Source organism: Pseudomonas sp. DR208, from assembly GCF_019823005.1.
GTDB lineage: Bacteria > Pseudomonadota > Gammaproteobacteria > Pseudomonadales > Pseudomonadaceae > Aquipseudomonas > Aquipseudomonas extremorientalis.
The window spans coordinates 5845364-5865273 of the sequence record NZ_CP081944.1 but is presented as its reverse complement, the minus strand read 5'-3'; the positions used below and the strand labels follow the sequence as shown (position 1 = coordinate 5865273).

Below are 19910 nucleotides of genomic sequence, written 5' to 3'. Positions count from 1 at the left end.
TCGTTGGCAGCAAGGCTAAAATCGAGGCACTTAACGCCCATAGAGGTTTGACCTGATGACACTTGCACCTTTCCACCTGGCAATCCCGGTATACGACCTCGCCGCTGCGCGGAACTTCTACGGTGACGTGTTTGGCCTCGAAGAAGGACGCTCAAGCGATCATTGGGTCGACTTCAACTTCTTCGGCCACCAACTGGTGATCCACGAACACCCCAAGACCGCCTCCCAGGAATCAGCCCACACCAACGCAGTCGACGGCCACAACGTACCCGTACCGCATTTTGGCGTGGTGCTGGGTTGGGAAGACTGGCATGCCTTGGCGGAACGCTTGCAGGCGCGGCAAACCCGCTTCGTGCTGGAGCCACATATTCGGTTCAAGGGGCAGGTGGGGGAGCAGGCGACGTTGTTTCTGTTTGATCCGTGTGGGAACGCGCTGGAGTTCAAGGCGTTCAAGGATATTGGGCAGTTGTTTGCGAAGTGAGGCGGCCAGACACACGAAAGCCGCGCATCGCGCGGCTTTCTTGTTTGGTGGGCCCACACGGACTTGAACCGTGGACCAAAGGATTATGAGTCCTCTGCTCTGACCAACTGAGCTATAGGCCCTGTAACAGGTCGCGGATTATAACGATGGTTTCCCCGCTGTGCCATCCGAAAAATCCTCAATGCTTATACGAAGAAACGTAGCAGCAAAAAGCTCCGGCGGTAGCGGCAGGCTGACGATGTAGCCTTGCATCTGTTCGCAGCCTTCCGCAGCGAGGAAGGCCTGCTGTGCGGGGTTCTCCACGCCTTCGGCGATGATGGTGAATTGCATGCTGTGGCCCAGGGCGATGATGGCGCGCACGATGGCGGCGTCGTGGGGGTCGTCGGGCAGGCCGCGGACGAAGGATTGGTCGATCTTCAGGTAATCCAAGGGCAGGCGCTTGAGGTAGCTGAGGGAGGAGTAGCCGGTGCCGAAGTCATCGATTGCCAGTTGTACGCCGAGGTCTTTGAGTTGGTGCAGCACCTCCAGCGCTTCTTCGGCCTGGCTCATGATGAAGTTTTCGGTGATCTCCAGTTGCAGGCAGCCCGGGTCGAGTCGGTAGTCGCGCAATAGCTGTTCGATGCGCGCCAGCAAGCCGGGGTGACGCAGTTGGGCGCCGGCCAGGTTCACCGACAGTGGGCCGAACTCGTCGAAGGTGCCTTGCCAGGCGTGCAGTTGTCGGCAGGCCTGTTCCAGCACCCAATCACCGATTTGCAGGATCATGCCGTTCTCTTCGGCGAGGGCGATGAAGTGTTCGGGCGGTACGTCGCCAAACGTGGGGTGATGCCAGCGGATCAATGCTTCGGCACCGATCAGTTCCAGGGTGATCAGGCTCCGTTTCGGCTGGTAGTACAGGGTCAGTTCGTTGCGCTCGATGGCGCGGCGCAGTTCATGTTCCAGCGCCACGCGCTCGTTGGCCTGGGCGGTGAGGTCGCGGGTGTAGCTTTCGACCCGGTTGCGCCCCTTGGCCTTGGAGCGATACATCGCGGCGTCGGCATTCTTGACCAGGGTGGCGACATCGGTGCCGTCCTGCGGGTACAGGCTGGTGCCGATGCTGGCGCTGATAAAGAACTCGTGCTCGCCGGCCTGGAACGGCGGTGTAAAGCAGGCCAACAGCTTATTCGCCAGGTATTCGGCGTCACTCGCGTGTTGCAGGCCTGGGAGCAGGATGATGAATTCGTCGCCGCCCAAGCGTGCCACGGTGTCGATGTCGCGCAGTTGTTCCTTGAGGCGGACGGCGATGTCTTTGAGCAGCAGGTCGCCGATCGGATGGCCGAGGCTGTCGTTGATGTGTTTGAAGCGGTCCAGGTCAAGAAACAGCACGGCGCCCTGTTTGCCGGTTTCCTGGTGACCGTTGAGGGCGGCCTGCAGTCGGCTTTCGAACAGCGTGCGGTTGGGCAGGCCGGTCAATGGGTCGTGATGCGCCTGGTAGTCGAGGCGAGCCTGGGCCAGTTTGAGGCTGGAGATGTCGGCGAACACCGCGACGAAGTGCGTGATCAACTGGTCGCGGTTGCGCACGGCACTGATGGTCAGCCAACTGGGGTACAACTCGCCGTTCTTGCGACGGTTGGAAATCTCGCCTTGCCAATGCCCCTGGGCGGTCAATTGATGCCACATCGCCGCATAAAACGCGCTGTCATGCAGCCCGGAAGCGAGTAGGCGCGGGGTATTGCCGAGGGCTTCGGCCTCGCTGTAGCCGGTGATTTCACTGAAGGCACGGTTGACGGCACTGATGTTCTGCCGGGTGTCGGTGATCAACACACCTTCGGCTGTGCTCTCGAACACGGTGGCAGCTTGTTGCAGTTTTTCCTGCATCAGTTGGCGTTCGGTGATGTCTCGGGCGATGGTCAGCATGCAGTCGTCATCGCCAATCGGCAGTGGGCGGCTGGATAGCTCGCACAAGCGAATCTGACCATCGCTGCGGCGTATGTGGCAGATGAAGTCGCGCACAAAGCCATCGCGCTGCATCAGTTCGAGCATGTGTTTGCGTTCGTTGAGGTCGACCCAGATGCCCAGGTCCAAGGTGGACTGATCGACGGAGGCGGCGCTGTTGAAACCTGTGATCCGGCTGAAACCATCGTTCACTTCTATCAGCAGGCCATCGCGCTGGCGGCTCAACAGCAAGCCGTCGGGGGAGGCGTGGAAGGCCTTGGCGAATTTCTCCTCGGAGGTTTGCAACTGTTGCTGGGTTTCCTTGAGTTGGGTGATGTCGCGCACCACCACCACGATGGCCTCTGTGGTGTCGAGTTGAAACGGTTCGGCGGAAATCAGACCGGTGAAGGCCTGGCCATTGCTGCGCAGGAAGGGCATTTCCAGGTTGCGGATGCTGGTGGTCTGCAACCGCTGCAGCAGATCGGGGCCTGCGCCCTGGATGCCCCAGATGTTCAGCTCGGTAGCGGTTTTACCCACGACCTGTTCGGCTGTTAGCCCGACCTGGTCCTCGAACGCTTTGTTCACCTCCAGCAGGCAGCCGTCGGACAGCCGTGCAATCACCAGGATGTCCGGGCATTGCTGGAACACCGAGGCGAACTTCTGCTCAGACAGTTGCAGGGCCTCTTCGGTGCGCTTTGCCTCACTGATGTCGATCATCAAGCCGCGCAGCACGGGCTCATGGCCGTGCTCGATGAGGCTGACGATATCACGCACCCACAAGCAACGGTTGTCAGCGGTGATGACCCGGTAATCCACGCTGTGGTCACGGTTGGCGCGGGTTTCGCGTTGGCAGTAGGATTCGGTGCGAATCAGGTCGGCGGGGTGAATGATGTTGCGCCAGAAGCCCGGAATCAGCCAGTGGGCCCGTGGGTAACCCAACAGTTCCTCAGCGTGGGGTGATACATAGCTGTAGGTGAAGTCGGTGACGCTGGCTTCCCAGGCAATCGCGGACAAGCTCTCCACCAGGCCGCGATAGTGGTACTCGCTGCTGCGCAGTTCCTGTTCGAGGGCTACGCGGCGGGAGATTTCCGAACTGAGCCGGCGATTGATCCGGATTACCACGGCCAGTACGGTGCTCAGCAGCAACACGGCGGGCAGGCCGTAAGTCAGCAAGTCGGTCCAGAAGGTGCGATGGTCGGTAAAGCTGCCGACCCAATGTTGCTGGATCGCGTCGGTTTCCTGCGGGCCAAGGTCGGCCAGTACCTTGTCGAGGATGCCCACCAGCATTTTGTTGTCGCGTGGTACGCCCATCGCCAACTGATAGCGGTAGGGCGTTTCGCCGCTGACGTACAAACCGTCGAGCTTGAGTTGGCGCAGGCTCCAGACGCTTGAGGCGAGGTCGCCGACGACCGCATCCACTTCGTCCGTGGCCAAGGCTTGCAGCGTCGAACTCACATTCGGCATGGCCACCAGGTTGAGGTCGGGATGGTGCGTGCGCAGCAGTTCATGGGGCGCGTAGTTTTCTACCACGGCAATCTTCAGCCCGTAGAGATCCTTCAGGTTGCGCGGTTTGGCCCCGCCTTCGTGGGCCAGGATGACGATGGGGAAGTCCAGGTACGGGCGAGTGAACGCCATGTAGCCTTGGCGTTCGGGTGTGGACATGATGCCGGGCAGCAGGTCGAGCTGGTTGTTGCGGGCCAGCTCCAGCACCGCGCTCCAGTTCACCGGTTCGATCAGCTTGACCCGTATGCCCAGGCGATCCTGGATCAGGCGCACGTAATCCGCCGCCAAACCTTGGTAGCGACCTTCTTCGTCACGGTACTCAAAGGGTGGCCATGACGCGTCCACCCCCAGGCGCAGCTCCTGATGGTCCGCCAACCAGCCACGCTCATCATCAGTGAGAGTCAACGCGCCAGCCGTTGCGGTCCAGGTCAGCAGCGACAGCAGTAACACAGTCGGCAATCTGGGCATAACGGTCTCGTTATGGCACGGGGAATGTTTCGAGTGTAGACGGGCATTGCGGGGGAGGGGCGTTGCGAGGGATTTTATCTATACAAAACAAAACCCCCGGCCTGGGCCGGGGGTTCTGGTGTCACTCGTCGAGGAAGGAGCGCAGATGCTCGCTTCGCGTCGGGTGGCGCAACTTGCGCAGCGCCTTGGCTTCGATCTGACGGATCCGCTCGCGGGTCACGTCAAACTGCTTACCGACTTCCTCAAGGGTGTGGTCGGTATTCATGTCGATGCCGAAACGCATGCGCAGTACCTTGGCTTCACGGGCAGTGAGGCCGGACAGTACGTCGCGAGTCGCTTCTTTAAGACTCTCAACGGTGGCGACATCGATTGGCGACTGCATGGTCGAGTCTTCGATGAAGTCACCCAAGTGGGAGTCTTCGTCATCACCGATCGGGGTTTCCATGGAGATCGGCTCTTTAGCGATCTTCAATACCTTACGGATTTTATCCTCAGGCATTTCCATGCGTTCGCCCAGCTCTTCCGGGGTCGGTTCGCGACCCATTTCCTGCAACATCTGCCGGGAAATACGGTTGAGCTTGTTGATCGTCTCGATCATGTGCACCGGAATACGGATGGTGCGGGCCTGGTCGGCGATCGAGCGAGTGATCGCCTGACGGATCCACCAGGTGGCATAAGTCGAGAACTTGTAGCCGCGACGGTATTCGAACTTGTCCACAGCCTTCATCAAGCCGATGTTGCCTTCCTGGATCAGGTCGAGGAATTGCAGGCCACGGTTGGTGTACTTCTTCGCGATGGAGATCACCAGACGCAGGTTGGCTTCAACCATCTCTTTCTTCGCGCGGCGGGCCTTGGCCTCGCCGATCGACATGCGACGGTTGATGTCCTTGATCTCGGCTATCGTCAGACCGGTTTCGGTCTCAAGTGCAGTCAGCTTCTGCTGGCAACGGATGATGTCCGGCTGCAGGCGACCGATGGCTTCAGCGTATTTCGCCTTGCCTTTGGCCAGTGCGTCGGTCCAGCTTTCGTCTACTTCGTTGCCCGGGAACTGGCGCAGGAAGTCGGCACGCGGCATGCGGGCATCACGCACGCACAGTTGCATGATTGCGCGCTCTTGGGCACGCAGACGCTCCAGGGCACTTCGAACACGCTCAACCAGGCCTTCGAATTGCTTCGGCACCAGCTTGATCGGCATGAACAGCTCTGCCAGGGCCACCAGCTCGGCAATTGCCTGCTTGTTGGCGCGACCGTGCTTTTTCAGGGCCTTGCGGGTGATTTCCATTTGATCGGAAACCGCACCGAAACGCTGGGCAGCGATGATCGGGTCCGGACCGCTTTCGACTTCGTCTTCATCGTCGCCGCTGGCTTCAGCGTCGTCGTCTTCGGAATCGTCGTCCGCTTTCGCAGCCTTGGCATCGACAGGCGGCGGTACTTCGGCGGCAGGCGGCGCAATGCCGTCATCCGGGTCGATATAACCGCTCAGGACGTCGGACAGGCGACCACCTTCGGTGGTGACGCGGGTGTACTCGGAGAGAATGTGGTCAACCGTGCCTGGGAAGTGCGCGATTGCGCCCATCACTTCACGGATACCCTCTTCGATACGCTTGGCGATTTCGATTTCGCCTTCGCGTGTCAGCAGCTCGACGGTACCCATTTCACGCATATACATGCGCACAGGGTCGGTGGTACGACCGATATCGGTCTCCACAGCAGCCAGCGCGGCAGCCGCTTCTTCTGCGGCTGCCTCGTCGGTATCGGCGTCCGCCAGCATAAGGGAATCCTTATCTGGCGCAGCTTCGAATACGTTGATCCCCATGTCGTTAATCATGCGGATGATGTCTTCCACCTGCTCTGGATCTGAAATATCCTCAGGCAGGTGGTCGTTGACCTCCGCGTAAGTCAGGTAACCCTGCTCACGACCGAGAACGATCAACTCTTTGATACGTGACTGCTGTTGCGCTTTTCCGGACATAACACCCTATCCACTGAAGGTCTTGGCGGGCAAAAAACAAGCCGAGGATTATACCCGAGCTATGACCTCACACGCCAGCTGAGGTCGGGTTTGATGCGGAAACATTCTGTTTTAAGAGGTCGCGCATCTGTTTTGCTATCTGAATTTGCTCTTCAGCCGACAATCCCGGCTGCCTTGCTCTCTTGATGAGTTCATCGAGGGTCTGCGTGTGCTGACCCGCAGATAACCTAGTAATGGTGTCTAAAAACTGTTGTTCAAGGTTGTCACCGTCAATTAGCCACTCCTTTTCCGCGAGCGCTTTGAGCAAGCGGCCTTGTTCGGTGCCATGCCAGCGAGCCATCAATTGAATTGAGTTTAGCTTAGGATTTTTCTGTACCGCCTCGATCAGGGCGATCAGTACCTGGGCGTAGGTGTTGCTCTCGTTGGCAAAGTGATCGGCGCTCTCGACCTTCTCCGCCAGATGCGGGTGGTGGATGAGCGTGCGCAGGGCAATCAACGTCGGCGCTTCCACGGCAACCGGGGTGCGCGGGGCGTAGGCCCCATCGCCGTCACCGCGCTTGCCGTTCTTGCTCCAGGGTTTCTTGTCCCATTTCTTGCCGCCGGCACCGGGTTTCTTCGGCGTCCATTCCTGTTGGGGCGCGTAGGCCTCCTGGGGTTGGTGGAAGTCGGAGTAGTCCGGCATGGCGTCGTAATCCATGCCTGGGTCGTAGGCCGGTGGCGCTGCGTCATGCGGTGCGTTATGCACCAGCTGGCTGACGGCTTCGCCACTGAGCCCAGTGATTTCCAGCAGGCGCATGCGCATCAGGGACTTCAGGTTGGCGCCTGGGACCTTATCAATCAACGGTGCCGCGAGGGTAGCCATGTGGGCCTTGCCTTCGAGGGAGCGTGGATCTGCTTCTTCGGTCAGTTGCTGGAAGAAGTAGTCGGCCAACGGCTGCGCATGTTGATTGATGCGCGCGCGAAATGCGTCGGTGCCTTCGGAGCGCACCAGGGTGTCCGGGTCTTCGCCTTCGGGCAGGAACAGGAAGCGCGCACGGCGTCCATCCTGCAGGCTCGACAGCGTGGCTTCGAGCGCGCGCCATGCGGCATTGCGGCCAGCCTGGTCGCCGTCGAAGCAGAACAGCACGCTGGGCACCACGCGAAACAGGCGTTTCATGTGTTCTTCGCTGGTGGCGGTGCCCAGGGTGGCGACCGCGTTGCGCAAGCCTTGTTGGGCGAGCGCAATCACGTCCATATAGCCTTCAACCACGATGATCTCGTCGAGGTTGCGGTTGTTCTTGCGCGCCTCGAACAGGCCGTAGAGTTCCTGGCCTTTGTGGAACACCGGGGTTTCCGGGGAGTTCAGGTACTTGGGCTTGTCGTCTCCCAGCACCCGGCCACCAAAGGCGATGATGCGGCCGCGGCTGTCGCGGATCGGGAACATCACGCGGTCGCGGAAGCGGTCATAGCGTTTGCCGGTCTCGGCGTTCTCCACCAGCAGGCCGGCGTCGATCATGGCTTTTTGCTGGAGGGTGTCACTGCTCAGGTGCTTGTACAGGTTGTCCCAGCCGGGCGGGGCGAACCCCAGGCCGAAGTCGCGGGCGATTTCGCCGGTGAGGCCGCGTCCCTTGAGGTAGTCGACGGCGGCCTTGCGCTGCGGATGGCTTTTAAGCGCCTGACGGTAGAAGTCGGCAGCGGCGGTCAGCAGCGGGTACAGCGGCGAATCGGTGGGTTGCCGCGGTTTGTGCGGGCGGCCGCTTTCTTCGCGAGGGATTTCCATGCCGGCGGCTTTTGCCAGTTCCTCGACGGCCTGGGGGAAGTCCAGGTTGTCGTGGTCCATGATGAAGCCGAGGGCATTGCCGCCCGCGCCGCAGCCAAAGCAGTAGTAGAACTGCTTGTCCGGGCTGACGCTGAACGACGGAGTCTTTTCCTTATGGAACGGGCAGCAAGCGGTGTAGTTCTTGCCGGCCTTCTTCATTTGCACGCGCGAGCTGACCACATCGACGATGTCGGTGCGGTTCAGAAGGTCGTCAATAAAGCTCTGGGGAATCAGCCCGGCCATGGCGTTCTCGTCATCACTGCGTGTAAATGAGGGCCCGTGAGGTGTTCAAGCGCACGTATCGAGTGCTCGAGCATCCAGCGACTGCATGGGGTGTACGGAAGTGTATCTGCCGAATATTCACTGACGTTAGTTTCTGATCAGTCTTCGGTGTGGAAATGTTGCCCCGGCGCCCGGTCTTGGCCGGTGACGGGCCTCGGAAACGCCTCGTTGGGCGCAGTCGACACGGTTGGTCGGCTGTTTACAGAATGAGTGTGCTCGTCAGTAGCCTTGATAGGCTCGTCAGAAGAGACGTGCACCGCTGGCAAAAGAGCCAGTCCTGACGTGTGAAGCAGTTGTCTCGGTCGCATGTGCGGCGTCAACGGTGAAGCATCAAGCGATATCCGCAAATGCCATTAGCCCGGCTGAGGGCCGGGCTTGGCAGAAGCTTGCTACGAACGTCTGTGTATTAGTACAGACGAACGGCGCGGCGCTGTTCGCGCTGAACTTTCTTGGCGTGACGCTTAACAGCGGCTGCTGCTTTACGCTTACGCTCAGAAGTTGGCTTCTCGTAAAATTCGCGGCTACGAACTTCAGCCAGTACACCGGCTTTTTCGCAGGAGCGCTTGAAACGACGCAGAGCTACGTCGAAGGGTTCGTTCTCTTTAACTTTGACGGCTGGCATCCAGAGCTACCTTCTTTCATTACCGGGATCAACGTTCTCGTCGCAAAAAATTCGCGGCTGAGGTCGTCGGTTTTTAAGGGTTGCGGATGTTAACCCCTCATTGCCCGGAATGCAAAGCCTCTGATCGAAAACCGCTAGTCGGGAGGGGGAGTGGCGACTATTATGCGCGCCTTCGAATTCAGCCTCTACAAGGCGCAAACCCATGCTAGTACTGGGACTTGAAACCTCCTGCGACGAAACCGGTGTCGCACTTTACGACAGTGAACGCGGGCTCCTGGCCGATGCGCTGTTCAGCCAGATCGACCTGCACCGTGCCTATGGCGGCGTGGTGCCGGAGCTGGCCAGCCGTGATCACGTCAAGCGCATGCTGCCCCTGATCCGCCAGGTGCTGGACGAGGCCGGCTGCGTGCCGACCGAGATCGACGCTATCGCCTACACGGCCGGCCCCGGATTGGTCGGGGCCCTGCTGGTTGGGGCCTCTTGCGCCCAGGCGCTGGCGTTTGCCTGGGGCATTCCGGCGCTCGGCGTGCACCATATGGAAGGCCATTTGTTGGCTCCGATGCTGGAGAAAACCCCGCCACAGTTCCCGTTCGTCGCTTTGTTGGTTTCGGGCGGCCATACGCAGTTGGTTCAGGTGGATGGCATTGGCCAATACACCCTTTTGGGTGAATCCCTGGATGACGCCGCCGGTGAGGCGTTCGACAAGACCGCGAAGATGATGGGCCTCAATTATCCGGGTGGCCCGGAAATCGCACGCCTCGCTGAAAAAGGCGTGGCCGGCCGTTACACCTTCCCGCGCCCGATGTGTGATCGCCCAGGCCTGATGTTCAGCTTCAGCGGCTTGAAAACCTCCGCGCTGAACACCTGGCAGCAGAGCGTCAGCGCCGGGGACGACAGTGAGCAAGCCCGTTGCGACATCGCGCTGGCGTTCCAGCAGGCCGTGGTGGAGACTTTGACCATCAAGTGCAAGCGCGCCCTGAAACAGGCGGGCATGAAGCGCCTGGTGATCGCCGGCGGCGTCAGTGCCAACAAGGCTTTGCGCACTTCGCTGGAAAAAATGCTCAGCGATATGAAGGGCGATGTGTTCTACGCACGTCCGGAGTTCTGCACCGACAACGGCGCGATGATCGCCTACGCCGGTTGCCAGCGCCTGCAGGCCGGGCAGCATGAAAACCTGGCGATCAGTGTGCAGGCGCGTTGGCCGATGGAGCAGTTGTCGCCGCTGTAACACCGCAACCTGAATTGACGGTATTTAAAAATGCCGTTCGCGCCCGGCAAACAGGTCGCGTAAATTGCCACGGTGGCGCCAGACGATCAGCAGTGTCAGCACGCTCATCGGCAGCAGCGCCGCCGGTTCTTGCCAGGCCAGTAGCGGCAGGGTGAGCGGGGTGGCGATCAATGCGGCGAGTGAGCTGGTGCGGGTCAGGTAGAACGTCAACAGCCAGGCAAGTACAGCCAGTAATGCTGCCGGTGGGTAGATGCCCAGCAACATGCCGGCCGCCGTGGCGACGCCTTTGCCGCCACGAAAGCGGAAGTACAGGGGAAACAGATGGCCCAGGACCGCGCAGACGCCGATCCAGGCCTGTTGTTGCAGGGGCAGGCCGGCGAGGCTGGCGATCAGCACGGGCAACAAGCCCTTGCACAGATCGCCCAGTAGCGTCAGTACGGCGAGTTTCTTGCCGGCCAGGCGCAACATATTGGTGGCGCCGGCATTGCCTGAGCCACTCATTCGCGGATCGGGATTTCCCGTCAGGCGGCTGAGCAAAATGGCGAAGGACAGCGAGCCGAGCAGGTAGGCGAAGATCGCCAGTGACCAAAACATGCTAACTATTCCGGGCGAGGACGCCCTGATTCTAACGGGGCATCGCGCCCTTGTCGTGCTGCGGAGAAGAGTGCTTGGACAGAGTGTTTATCGAAGGCCTGGAAGTCGACACCGTCATCGGGGCCTACGACTGGGAGCGCGGAATCCGCCAATGCCTGCGCCTGGACCTGAGCTTTGCCTGGGACAACCGCCCGGCTGCGGCCGGTGACGACCTGACCCTTGCGCTGGATTACGCCAGCGTGTCCGCGCGCATCCAGGCCTTTGCCGAGCAATCCCAGTACCAACTGGTGGAAACCTTTGCCGAACGCCTCGCGCAAGTGTTGATGAATGAATTCCAGATTCCCTGGCTGCACCTCAAGCTGACCAAGCCTGGTGCCGTGCCGGCTGCCAAAGGCGTGGGCGTGGAGATCGAGCGCGGATGTCGCTAACTCAGGTTTACCTTGGCCTAGGCAGCAATATCGAGCGCGAGTCTCACCTGTGCGCCGGCTTGGATGCGCTGGCGAGTTTCTTGACCGATATGCGTTGCTCGGCGGTGTTCGAAAGCCAGCCGGTGGGCATCAAGAGTGGGCCGTTCTTCAATCTGGTGGTGTCGGCGTATACCGATCTGCCGTTGATGGAACTGGACCGCCGGTTGAAATTCATCGAGGCCGACAACGGTCGTTATGCGCCGGACCGCAAAGGGCTGCCGTTGGATATCGACGTGTTGTTGTATGGCGATCTGGTGGGCAATTTCGATGGTTTGGTTTTGCCGCGTGCGGAAATCCTGAAAAACGCCTTTGTGTTGTGGCCGCTGTCGCTGATGGCGCCGGAACGCGTGCATCCTGAGGTGGGCAAGACGCTGGCCGATTTGTGGCGCGATGCGCAGATCGACCAAGTGCTGGCGCCTGTCGCGTTTGAATGGCAGGGCCGACAACTGACGCCGGGCGCTCTCCTGTAGGAGCCGGGCTTGCTCGCGAAAAACCGGAGAGCGCTGCGTTATCGTTGACGTTCTTCGCGAACAAGCTCGCTCCTAAATGAGGGCGTGTTGTTCCTTGTAGGTTTTTAGTGCCTTGAGCCGTTCGCGCTTGAGCGCCTCACCCAGCTCCGGGCCTTTGAAGCCTTTCTCCAGCAAGGGGGCCACCGCAACCTCGCGAGCTGCTTTTGCCGCTCCGCGCAAATAATCCGCCTGTGGATAACTTCTTTGCTCCAGACCCTTGCGGCCTCGGGCGTCCATCTCGCAGGCGACCACGAACTCTTCAAAGCGCTGTGGCCGCCGGTACACGTCGAAGCTTTGCAGCAACTCCAGCAATGTCGAGGCCTTCAGCTCCAGAGCGCGATGGCCGTGGGTGTGATATTGGCCCACCAGCAGTGCTAATTCCTGGCAATCCCTCGGCACCTTGAAGCGTTCGTTGACCGCCTTGATCAGCTTCAAGCCCCGGTGTTCGTGGGCGATGTGCTGCGGCAACTTATCCACAGGCGTCGTACCCTTGCCCAAGTCGTGGAGCAGGCAGGCCCAGCGCACAGTCAGTGGCTGTTGATGCAAGGCGGCTTGTTCTAGCACGCTGAGGGTGTGCACGCCGGTGTCGATTTCCGGGTGATGGGCTTCGGGTTGTGGCACGCCGAACAGTGCATCGACTTCGGGCATCAAGGTTTTCAGGGCCTGGCAGTCACGCAGTACCTGAATAAACACCTGAGGTTGATCTTCCATCAGCGCCCGGCAGATTTCTTTCCAGCTGCGCTCCGGCGTCAGGGCTTCCAGTTCGCCGGATTCGCTGAGTTGGCGCATCAGCTCCAGTGTTTCCGGCGCGACGGTGAACCCCAGGGGCGCATAACGTGCAGCAAATCGTGCCACTCGCAGTACGCGCAGGGGATCTTCGGCGAACGCCGGGGAAACGTGACGCAGAATGCGCGCTTGAAGATCGCGTTGGCCGTGATAAGGGTCGATCAAGTTACCGTCATCGTCTTGCGCCATGGCGTTGATGGTCAGGTCGCGACGGATCAGGTCTTCTTCCAGCGTCACTTCGGGGCTCGCGTGAAACACAAAGCCGCCGTAACCCCGGCCACTCTTGCGTTCGGTGCGGGCGAGGGCGTACTCGTCGCCGTTCGTTGGATCGAGGAACACTGGGAAGTCTGCGCCCACCGGCTTATAGCCCTTGGCGAGCATCTCTTCGGCAGTCGCGCCCACCACGACGCGGTCAATATCGGTGACCGGGATGCCCAAGAGGCGATCCCGTACCGCACCGCCGACTTTATAGGTTTTCATGAAAAAGCCTCCGTTAGCGGCACAGGATACCGCCTGTGCCTGACCAATGGAGGCTTTGCTGTTTCAGAGATGAACGACAGCCAGGTCCAGGCGACCGTAGTCGTTGTCGTTGTGATCGCTGCGCGGTGGCACATGGTGGGTCTTCATCACCTGATCGCCTTGCAGGGTTTCCAGGTGAATATCGAAGCCCCACAGCCGATGCAGGTGCTTGAGTACTTCCTCGGTGGATTCTCCCAAAGGTTTGCGATCGTGCTGCTGGTGCCGCAGGGTCAGCGAGCGGTCGCCGCGCACGTCGATACTGTAGATCTGCACGTTGGGCTCGCGGTTGCCCAGGTTGTACTGCGCCGCCAGGGTTTCACGGATGGTGCGATAGCCAGGCTCGTCGTGGATGGCCGGCACCACCAGGTCATCCTTGAGGTCGTCGTCGAGGATGCTGAACAGCTTGAGGTCGCGGATCACCTGAGGTGACAGGTACTGGAGGATAAAACTCTCGTCCTTGAAGCTGCTCATGGCGAACTTGATGGTGGAGAGCCAGTCGCTGCCGGCGATTTCCGGGAACCAGCGGCGGTCTTCTTCGGTGGGGTGCTCGCACATGCGGCGGATATCGCGGTACATCGCAAAGCCCAGCGCATAAGGGTTGATGCCATTGTAGTAAGGGCTGTCGAAGCCGGGTTGGAAGACCACGCTGGTGTGGGAGGTGAGGAATTCCATCATGAAGCCGTCGGTGACCAGGCCTTCGTCGTACAGGTCATTCATCAGTGTGTAGTGCCAGAACGTTGCCCAGCCTTCGTTCATCACCTGGGTCTGGCGCTGTGGATAAAAATACTGCGCGATCTTGCGCACAATACGCACGATTTCCCGCTGCCAGGGCTCCAGCAACGGCGCGTGTTTTTCCAGGAAGTACAGGATGTTTTCCTGAGGTTCGGCGGGGAAGCGTACATTATCCTTGTCGCTGTTTTTTCCTGTCTTTTTGGGAATGGTGCGCCACAGGTCATTGATCTGCTTCTGCAGGTGTTCTTCGCGCTCCTTCTGGCGCAGGCGTTCTTCCTCGGCGGAAATCGGGTACGGGCGCTTGTAGCGGTCGACGCCGTAGTTCATCAGCGCGTGGCAGGAGTCGAGCAGGTCCTCCACCGCATCGATGCCGTGGCGCTCCTCGCACTGCATGATGTACTGCTTGGCAAACACCAGGTAATCGATGATCGAACTGGCGTCGGTCCAGGTACGGAACAGGTAATTGCCCTTGAAGAAGCTGTTATGCCCGTAGCAGGCGTGGGCCACCACCAGTGCCTGCATGCAGATGGTGTTTTCTTCCATCAGGTAGGCGATGCACGGGTCGGAGTTGATCACGATCTCGTAGGCCAGGCCCATCTGGCCGCGGGTGTAGGACTTTTCGGTGCTGAGGAAGTGCTTGCCGTAGGACCAGTGGTGATAGCCCAGCGGCATGCCCACCGAGGCGTAGGCATCCATCATCTGTTCGGCGGTAATCACTTCGATCTGGTTGGGGTAGGTGTCCAGGGCATACCCCGCGGCGATACGGCTGATTTCCCGGTCATAAGCCTGGATCAGTTCAAAGGTCCACTCTGACCCCGTGGAGATGGGTTGGCGTTTTTGCTCTTTTTTGGCGGTCATGTCACTAACCTGCGCTGGAAGAGTTCACGGAAGACCGGGTAGATATCGCCGGCCGAGACCAGTTGCTGCTGGGCGAACGTGTCGGCGAAGGCTTCGCCGATGCGCTCGTATTCGAACCACAGCGCCTGGTGCTCACGGGGGGTAATTTCGACATACGTGTAGTACTGCACGAACGGCATGATCTGGTTGATCAGGATGTCGCGGCAGATGGGCGAATCGTCGTTCCAGTTGTCACCGTCCGAGGCTTGCGCGGCGTAGATGTTCCACTCATTGGCCGGGTAGCGCTCGGCCATGATCTCCTGCATCAGCTTCAAGGCGCTGGAGACGATGGTGCCGCCGGTTTCCCGTGAATAAAAGAACTCCTCTTCGTCGACTTCCCGGGCGCTGGTGTGATGGCGGATAAATACCACGTCGATCTTGTCGTAGTTCCGCTTGAGGAACAGATACAGCAGGATGAAGAAGCGCTTGGCGATGTCCTTGGTGGCCTGGGTCATGGAGCCGGACACGTCCATCAGGCAGAACATCACGGCTTTGGAGCTGGGGTTGGGTTGCTTGACCAGCAGGTTGTATTTCAAGTCAAAGGTATCGAGGAACGGCACGCGGTGAATGCGCGCGCTGAGCTTCTCGATTTCTGCCTCTATTTGCTGGATATCGCCGAAGTTGTCCGGTTCTTCACGCTTCAAGCGCACCAACTCTTCCTTGGCCTCCTTCAGTTTGGCGCGGCTGCTGCCCGACAGTGCGATACGCCGGGCATGGGCCGAGCGCAGGGTACGGATGATGTTGATGCGCGAGGGGTTGCCCTCGTTGCTGATACCCGCGCGTACGGTCTTGAAGGTGTCGGTGCCGGTCAGGTTGCGCTTGACCAGGTTGGGCAGTTCCAGGTCCTCGAACATGAATTCGAGGAATTCTTCCTGGGTGATCTGGAACACGAACTCGTCCATGCCTTCGCCGGAGTTGCCCGCCTTGCCCGGACCTTTGCCGCCGCCACCCCCTTGGGGACGCTGGATATGCTCGCCGGTGGTGAACTCCTTGTTGCCGGGGTGCACGACGGTCTGTTTACCGCCCCGGCCGTGGTGCAGCACCGGTTCGTCAATGTCCCGTCCGGGAATGCTGATTTGTTCGCCATGCTCCATGTCCGTGATGGAGCGGCGACTGACGGCCTCTTCTACGGCCTTTTTGATGTGGTCACGGTAACGCCGCAGGAAACGCTGGCGGTTTACCGTGCTCTTGTTCTTGCCATTGAGGCGTCGGTCGATCACATAGCTCATGGGGAGCCCTCCGGGCAGCTTCACGTTACAAGCTTCAAGCGGCGAGCTGGAAGCTTAGAGACAAGCGGTCGGCTGCCAGGCCAGAAGCCCGGCAGCGCACGCCTGTCGCTGCCTTACTGCGATTTGCGCACCCGCAGGTACCACTCGGACAGCAGCCGTACCTGTTTGTCGGTGTAGCCGCGCTCGACCATTCGTGTGACGAAGTCGTTGTGTTTTTGCTGATCCTCCTTGCTGGCCTTGGCGTTGAAGCTGATGACCGGCAGCAAGTCCTCGGTGTTGGAGAACATTTTCTTCTCGATGACCACCCGCAGCTTCTCGTAGCTGAGCCAGGTCGGGTTCTTGCCATTGTTGTTGGCGCGGGCGCGCAGCACGAAGTTGACGATTTCGTTGCGGAAATCCTTCGGATTGCTGATGCCGGCGGGTTTTTCGATCTTTTCCAGTTCTTCGTTGAGGGCGACGCGGTTGAGGATCTCGCCGGTTTCCGGGTCGCGGTATTCCTGGTCCTGGATCCAGAAGTCGGCGTACAGCACGTAGCGGTCGAAGATGTTCTGGCCGTACTCGCTATAGGACTCCAGGTACGCAGTCTGGATTTCCTTGCCGATGAACTCGATGTAGCGCGGCGCCAGGTATTCCTTGAGGAACCGCAGATAGCGTTCGCGGGTTTCCGCCTGGAATTGCTCCTGTTCGATCTGCTGTTCCAGCACATAGAGCAAGTGCACTGGGTTGGCGGCAATTTCGTGGGGGTCGAAGTTGAAGACCTTGGACAGGATCTTGAACGCAAAGCGCGTCGACAGGCCGTTCATGCCCTCATCCACACCGGCCGTGTCGCGATACTCCTGTATCGACTTGGCCTTGGGGTCGGTGTCCTTGAGGTTTTCGCCGTCGTACACGCGCATCTTCGAGTAAATATTCGAGTTTTCTGGCTCCTTGAGTCGTGACAGCACGGTGAACTGGGCAAGCATCTTCAAGGTGTCGGGTGCGCAATGCGCCTTGGACAGGGAACTGTTGAACAGCAGCTTGTCGTAGATCTTGATTTCATCGCTGACCCGCAGGCAGTAAGGCACCTTGACGATATAGATCCGGTCGATGAAGGCTTCGTTGTTCTTGTTGTTGCGGAAGGTGTGCCACTCCGATTCGTTGGAGTGGGCCAGCAGGATCCCGGTAAACGGAATCGCCCCGAGGCCTTCGGTACTGTTGTAGTTGCCTTCCTGGGTGGCGGTAAGCAGTGGGTGCAGCACCTTGATCGGTGCCTTGAACATCTCCACGAACTCCATCAGGCCCTGGTTGGCCCGGCACAGTGCGCCAGAATAGCTGTAGGCATCGGCGTCGTTCTGCGGGAATTCCTCGAGTTTGCGGATATCGACCTTACCCACGAGGGCCGAGATGTCCTGGTTGTTCTCATCGCCCGGTTCGGTCTTGGCCACGCCGATCTGATTGAGGATGGACGGGTAGAGCTTGACCACGCGGAACTGGCTGATGTCACCGCCGAACTCGGCCAGGCGCTTGGTGGCCCAGGGCGACATGATGGTGTTGAGGTAGCGGCGCGGGATGCCGAAGTCTTCTTCGAGGATCGCGCCATCTTCCGTGGCGTTGAACAGGCCCAGGGGCGACTCGAAGACCGGCGAGCCCTTGATGGCGTAGAAGGGCACCTTCTCGATCAGTTGTTTGAGCTTCTCGGCCAGGGACGACTTGCCGCCGCCGACGGGGCCGAGCAAGTAGAGGATCTGTTTCTTCTCTTCCAGGCCTTGGGCGGCATGGCGGAAGTAGGAGACGATCTGGTCGATGCATTCTTCCATCCCATGGAAGTCTTCAAAGGCCGGGTAGCGACGGATCACCTTGTTGGAGAATATTCGCGACAGCCGCGAATTGTTCGAGGTGTCTATCAGTTGCGGATCGCCTATCGCCAGCAGCAAACGTTCGGCGGCAGACGCATAGGTGCTGCGATCCTGTTTGCACAGCTCGAGATACTCTTGCAGCGTGAGTTCTTCCTGCTGTGTGGATTCGAAGCGGTTTTTGAAGTGGCTAAAAATACTCATGACGTCGTCACCTCGCTCGATACGTGGAGCCGACGCCGGATCAATCAGTCGATGCTGGCAGACATTGGCAGACGCCAATGGCTGTTTTCCCCCCAGAACACCCTGAAACGCTACCGATGACCCGCACGCCGGTGTACCGGCTCTCCCCTGATTCGGATGGCCTGCGCTTAAGGATAGTTCGGAATCGGAGAGGTCAAGGCGCGATGCGCAATTAGTTTGGCTGCGCCGTTCGTCAGAAACGGCGCAAGCCCAAGCGTCACGCGGGGTAGCGGGGTGTGAAAAAAATTATTGCGAATCGCCCGAGGAAATTTCCGCAGGATAGGTCGTACGCCACAGCTCAAAGCCGCCGTCCAGGCTGTAGACGTCGGAGAAGCCCTGGCTGATCAGGTAGGCCGCCGCGCTCTGGCTGGAGTTGCCGTGGTAGCAGGCCACGATTACCGGTGCGTCAAGGTCGGCGGCGCGGATGAAGTCGGCGATGTTGACGTTGTCCAGGTGCCTGGCACCGGTGATGTGCGCGGCGTTGTAGGTCGGCTGGTCGCGGATATCGACCACCACGGCACCTTGCTCGCGCAGGGCCTGGGCTTGTTCGGGAGGGATACGTTTGAATTCGCTCATGGATGGCTCCTAGGGCCTGGCGGTAGCCGGCAATGTAACGGGCGGGGGGGATTCGCACTGGCAGCTATAACGCTCGCCGGTGTCGACGTTCATCAGCGTCATGGCGCCGCCCCACACGCAACCGGTGTCGAGGGCGAATACGCCAGGCTCATCGCACTTGCCTTCAAGTGCAGCCCAGTGACCGAAAATGATCCTGGTGTCACGGGTCTTGCGTTCTTTGTGGGCGAACCAAGGCTTATAGCCGGGAAGCGCGGTGTCGGCGCCTTCCTTGCTCTTGAGGTCCAGCTTGCCCTCGGCGGTGCAGAAGCGCATGCGCGTGAAGTAGTTGGTGATAACTCGCAGGCGTGCGACGCCGGTCAGGTCGTTGTCCCACTTCACCGGCTCGTTGCCGTACATCCCGTCGAGGTAGGCGGTGTACAGATTGTCATCGGCCAGGGCGCTCTCGACTTCAGCGGCGCACTTGAGTGCTTTCTTCAATGACCATTGGGGCGGGATGCCTGCATGGACCAGGGCTACGTTACGGCCTTCGTCGTAATGCATGATTTTCTGGCGGCGCAACCAGTCGAGCAACGCGGCGCGATCGGGCGCTTCGAGGATTTCCCGCAAGGTATCGCCCTTTTTCAGGCGCTCGATGTTGTTGCCGGCCGCCAGCAGGTGCAGGTCGTGGTTGCCCAATACGCACACCAGGGAATCGCGCAGGCTATATAAGTAGCGCAGCGTCTCCAGGGACTGCGGGCCGCGATTGACCAGGTCACCGACCAACCACAGGCGGTCACTTGCCGGATCGAAGGCTACGCGCTCAAGCAGGCACTTGAGCGGCTCCAGGCAACCTTGCAGGTCGCCGACCGCATACGTCGTCATCAGTGCAGGGCTCCCGGCACGGCAAGACGGAACGGCGCGATGATGGCGTCGAACAGTTGGCCGTCGGTGGCCTTCATTTGATACGAGCCTTGCATGGTGCCGACCTTGGAGGTCATCACCGTGCCGCTGCTGTAGGTGTGGCTGGCGCCGCTTTCGATCAGTGGCTGCTGGCCGACCACGCCTGCGCCGCGCACTTCTTCGACCTGGCCGTCACCGTCGGTGATCACCCAGTGGCGTGACAGCAACTTGGCAGGTACCAGCCCGTTGTTTTTCACCGTGATGGTGTAGGCAAAGGCGAAGCGGTTCTGTTCAGGTTGCGATTGGTCCGCCAGGAAGCGGGTTACGACGCTGACGTCGATCTGGTAGCGAGGATCGGACATGCAAGAGGCCTTAAAAGCAG

The 19910-nt window shown here is 59.8% G+C and carries 16 protein-coding genes and 1 tRNA gene; 4 read left to right on the top strand and 13 right to left on the bottom strand.

What is annotated here, in order from left to right; all coding sequences use genetic code 11:
- The first annotated feature begins 55 nt into the window (after positions 1-55).
- Positions 56-481 carry a VOC family protein gene (locus K5K89_RS26595; RefSeq protein ID WP_222540531.1) on the top strand — a complete coding sequence of 142 codons (426 nt, stop codon included), beginning with the start codon at positions 56-58 and terminating at the stop codon, positions 479-481.
- Between the two features lie 45 nt (positions 482-526).
- Here K5K89_RS26595 and K5K89_RS26590 read toward each other — a convergent pair.
- The 5 genes from K5K89_RS26590 to rpsU form a co-directional block, all read right to left on the bottom strand.
- A tRNA-Ile gene (locus tag K5K89_RS26590) sits at positions 527-603 on the bottom strand.
- A gap of 16 nt (positions 604-619) precedes the next feature.
- On the bottom strand, positions 620-4363 hold the full coding sequence (locus K5K89_RS26585) for an EAL domain-containing protein (protein WP_222540530.1): 3744 nt from the start codon (positions 4361-4363) through the stop codon (positions 620-622).
- 121 nt (positions 4364-4484) lie between these two features.
- On the bottom strand, positions 4485-6335 hold the full coding sequence (gene rpoD / locus K5K89_RS26580; RefSeq protein ID WP_071490246.1) for an RNA polymerase sigma factor RpoD: 1851 nt from the start codon (positions 6333-6335) through the stop codon (positions 4485-4487).
- Positions 6336-6402: 67 nt separating this feature from the next.
- The gene (gene dnaG / locus K5K89_RS26575) at positions 6403-8376 is read right to left on the bottom strand and encodes a DNA primase (RefSeq protein WP_222540529.1); all 1974 of its coding nucleotides are present in this window, start codon (positions 8374-8376) and stop codon (positions 6403-6405) included.
- A gap of 445 nt (positions 8377-8821) precedes the next feature.
- Entirely contained in the window at positions 8822-9037 is a 216-nt protein-coding gene (gene rpsU / locus K5K89_RS26570) for a 30S ribosomal protein S21 (protein WP_002551877.1), read from the bottom strand.
- Positions 9038-9239: 202 nt separating this feature from the next.
- On the opposite strand from rpsU, the gene tsaD reads away from it, so the two are divergent.
- Positions 9240-10265: a tRNA (adenosine(37)-N6)-threonylcarbamoyltransferase complex transferase subunit TsaD gene (gene tsaD / locus K5K89_RS26565; RefSeq protein WP_071490244.1), complete on the top strand. Its 1026-nt coding sequence runs from the start codon at positions 9240-9242 to the stop codon at positions 10263-10265.
- Positions 10266-10289: 24 nt separating this feature from the next.
- Here tsaD and plsY read toward each other — a convergent pair whose 3' ends face one another.
- Positions 10290-10859, bottom strand: a complete 570-nt coding sequence (plsY, locus tag K5K89_RS26560; RefSeq protein ID WP_038843023.1) for a glycerol-3-phosphate 1-O-acyltransferase PlsY — start codon at positions 10857-10859, stop codon at positions 10290-10292.
- A 74-nt stretch (positions 10860-10933) separates the two neighbouring features.
- On the opposite strand from plsY, the gene folB reads away from it, so the two are divergent.
- On the top strand, positions 10934-11287 hold the full coding sequence (gene folB, locus K5K89_RS26555; protein ID WP_071490243.1) for a dihydroneopterin aldolase: 354 nt from the start codon (positions 10934-10936) through the stop codon (positions 11285-11287).
- Complete coding sequence (folK, locus tag K5K89_RS26550) at positions 11278-11796, top strand: 2-amino-4-hydroxy-6-hydroxymethyldihydropteridine diphosphokinase (protein WP_222540528.1); 519 nt, start codon at positions 11278-11280, stop codon at positions 11794-11796. The genes folB and folK overlap by 10 nt, the downstream gene beginning before the upstream one ends.
- Positions 11797-11868: 72 nt before the next feature.
- Here folK and K5K89_RS26545 read toward each other — a convergent pair whose 3' ends face one another.
- The 7 genes from K5K89_RS26545 to apaG all read right to left on the bottom strand — a co-directional run bounded on the left by K5K89_RS26545 (position 11869) and on the right by apaG (position 19890).
- Positions 11869-13101, bottom strand: coding sequence for a multifunctional CCA addition/repair protein (locus tag K5K89_RS26545; RefSeq protein WP_071490241.1), 1233 nt, complete (start codon positions 13099-13101; stop codon positions 11869-11871).
- A gap of 63 nt (positions 13102-13164) precedes the next feature.
- Positions 13165-14730, bottom strand: coding sequence for a SpoVR family protein (locus K5K89_RS26540; RefSeq protein ID WP_092242300.1), 1566 nt, complete (start codon positions 14728-14730; stop codon positions 13165-13167).
- Positions 14727-15998 (bottom strand): YeaH/YhbH family protein, encoded by a 1272-nt coding sequence (locus tag K5K89_RS26535; protein ID WP_065929390.1) that lies wholly within the window; start codon positions 15996-15998, stop codon positions 14727-14729. Before K5K89_RS26535 ends, K5K89_RS26540 begins: the two co-directional genes overlap by 4 nt.
- A 113-nt stretch (positions 15999-16111) precedes the next feature.
- Positions 16112-18034, bottom strand: coding sequence for a PrkA family serine protein kinase (locus K5K89_RS26530; RefSeq protein WP_222540527.1), 1923 nt, complete (start codon positions 18032-18034; stop codon positions 16112-16114).
- A 285-nt stretch (positions 18035-18319) separates the two neighbouring features.
- Positions 18320-18649 (bottom strand): thiosulfate sulfurtransferase GlpE, encoded by a 330-nt coding sequence (gene glpE / locus K5K89_RS26525; RefSeq protein WP_092242303.1) that lies wholly within the window; start codon positions 18647-18649, stop codon positions 18320-18322.
- Positions 18650-18658: 9 nt separating this feature from the next.
- Complete coding sequence (locus K5K89_RS26520; RefSeq protein WP_222540526.1) at positions 18659-19510, bottom strand: symmetrical bis(5'-nucleosyl)-tetraphosphatase; 852 nt, start codon at positions 19508-19510, stop codon at positions 18659-18661.
- Positions 19510-19890, bottom strand: coding sequence for a Co2+/Mg2+ efflux protein ApaG (gene apaG, locus K5K89_RS26515; RefSeq protein WP_034109652.1), 381 nt, complete (start codon positions 19888-19890; stop codon positions 19510-19512). The genes K5K89_RS26520 and apaG overlap by 1 nt, the downstream gene beginning before the upstream one ends.
- Between the last annotated feature and the right edge of the window lie 20 nt (positions 19891-19910).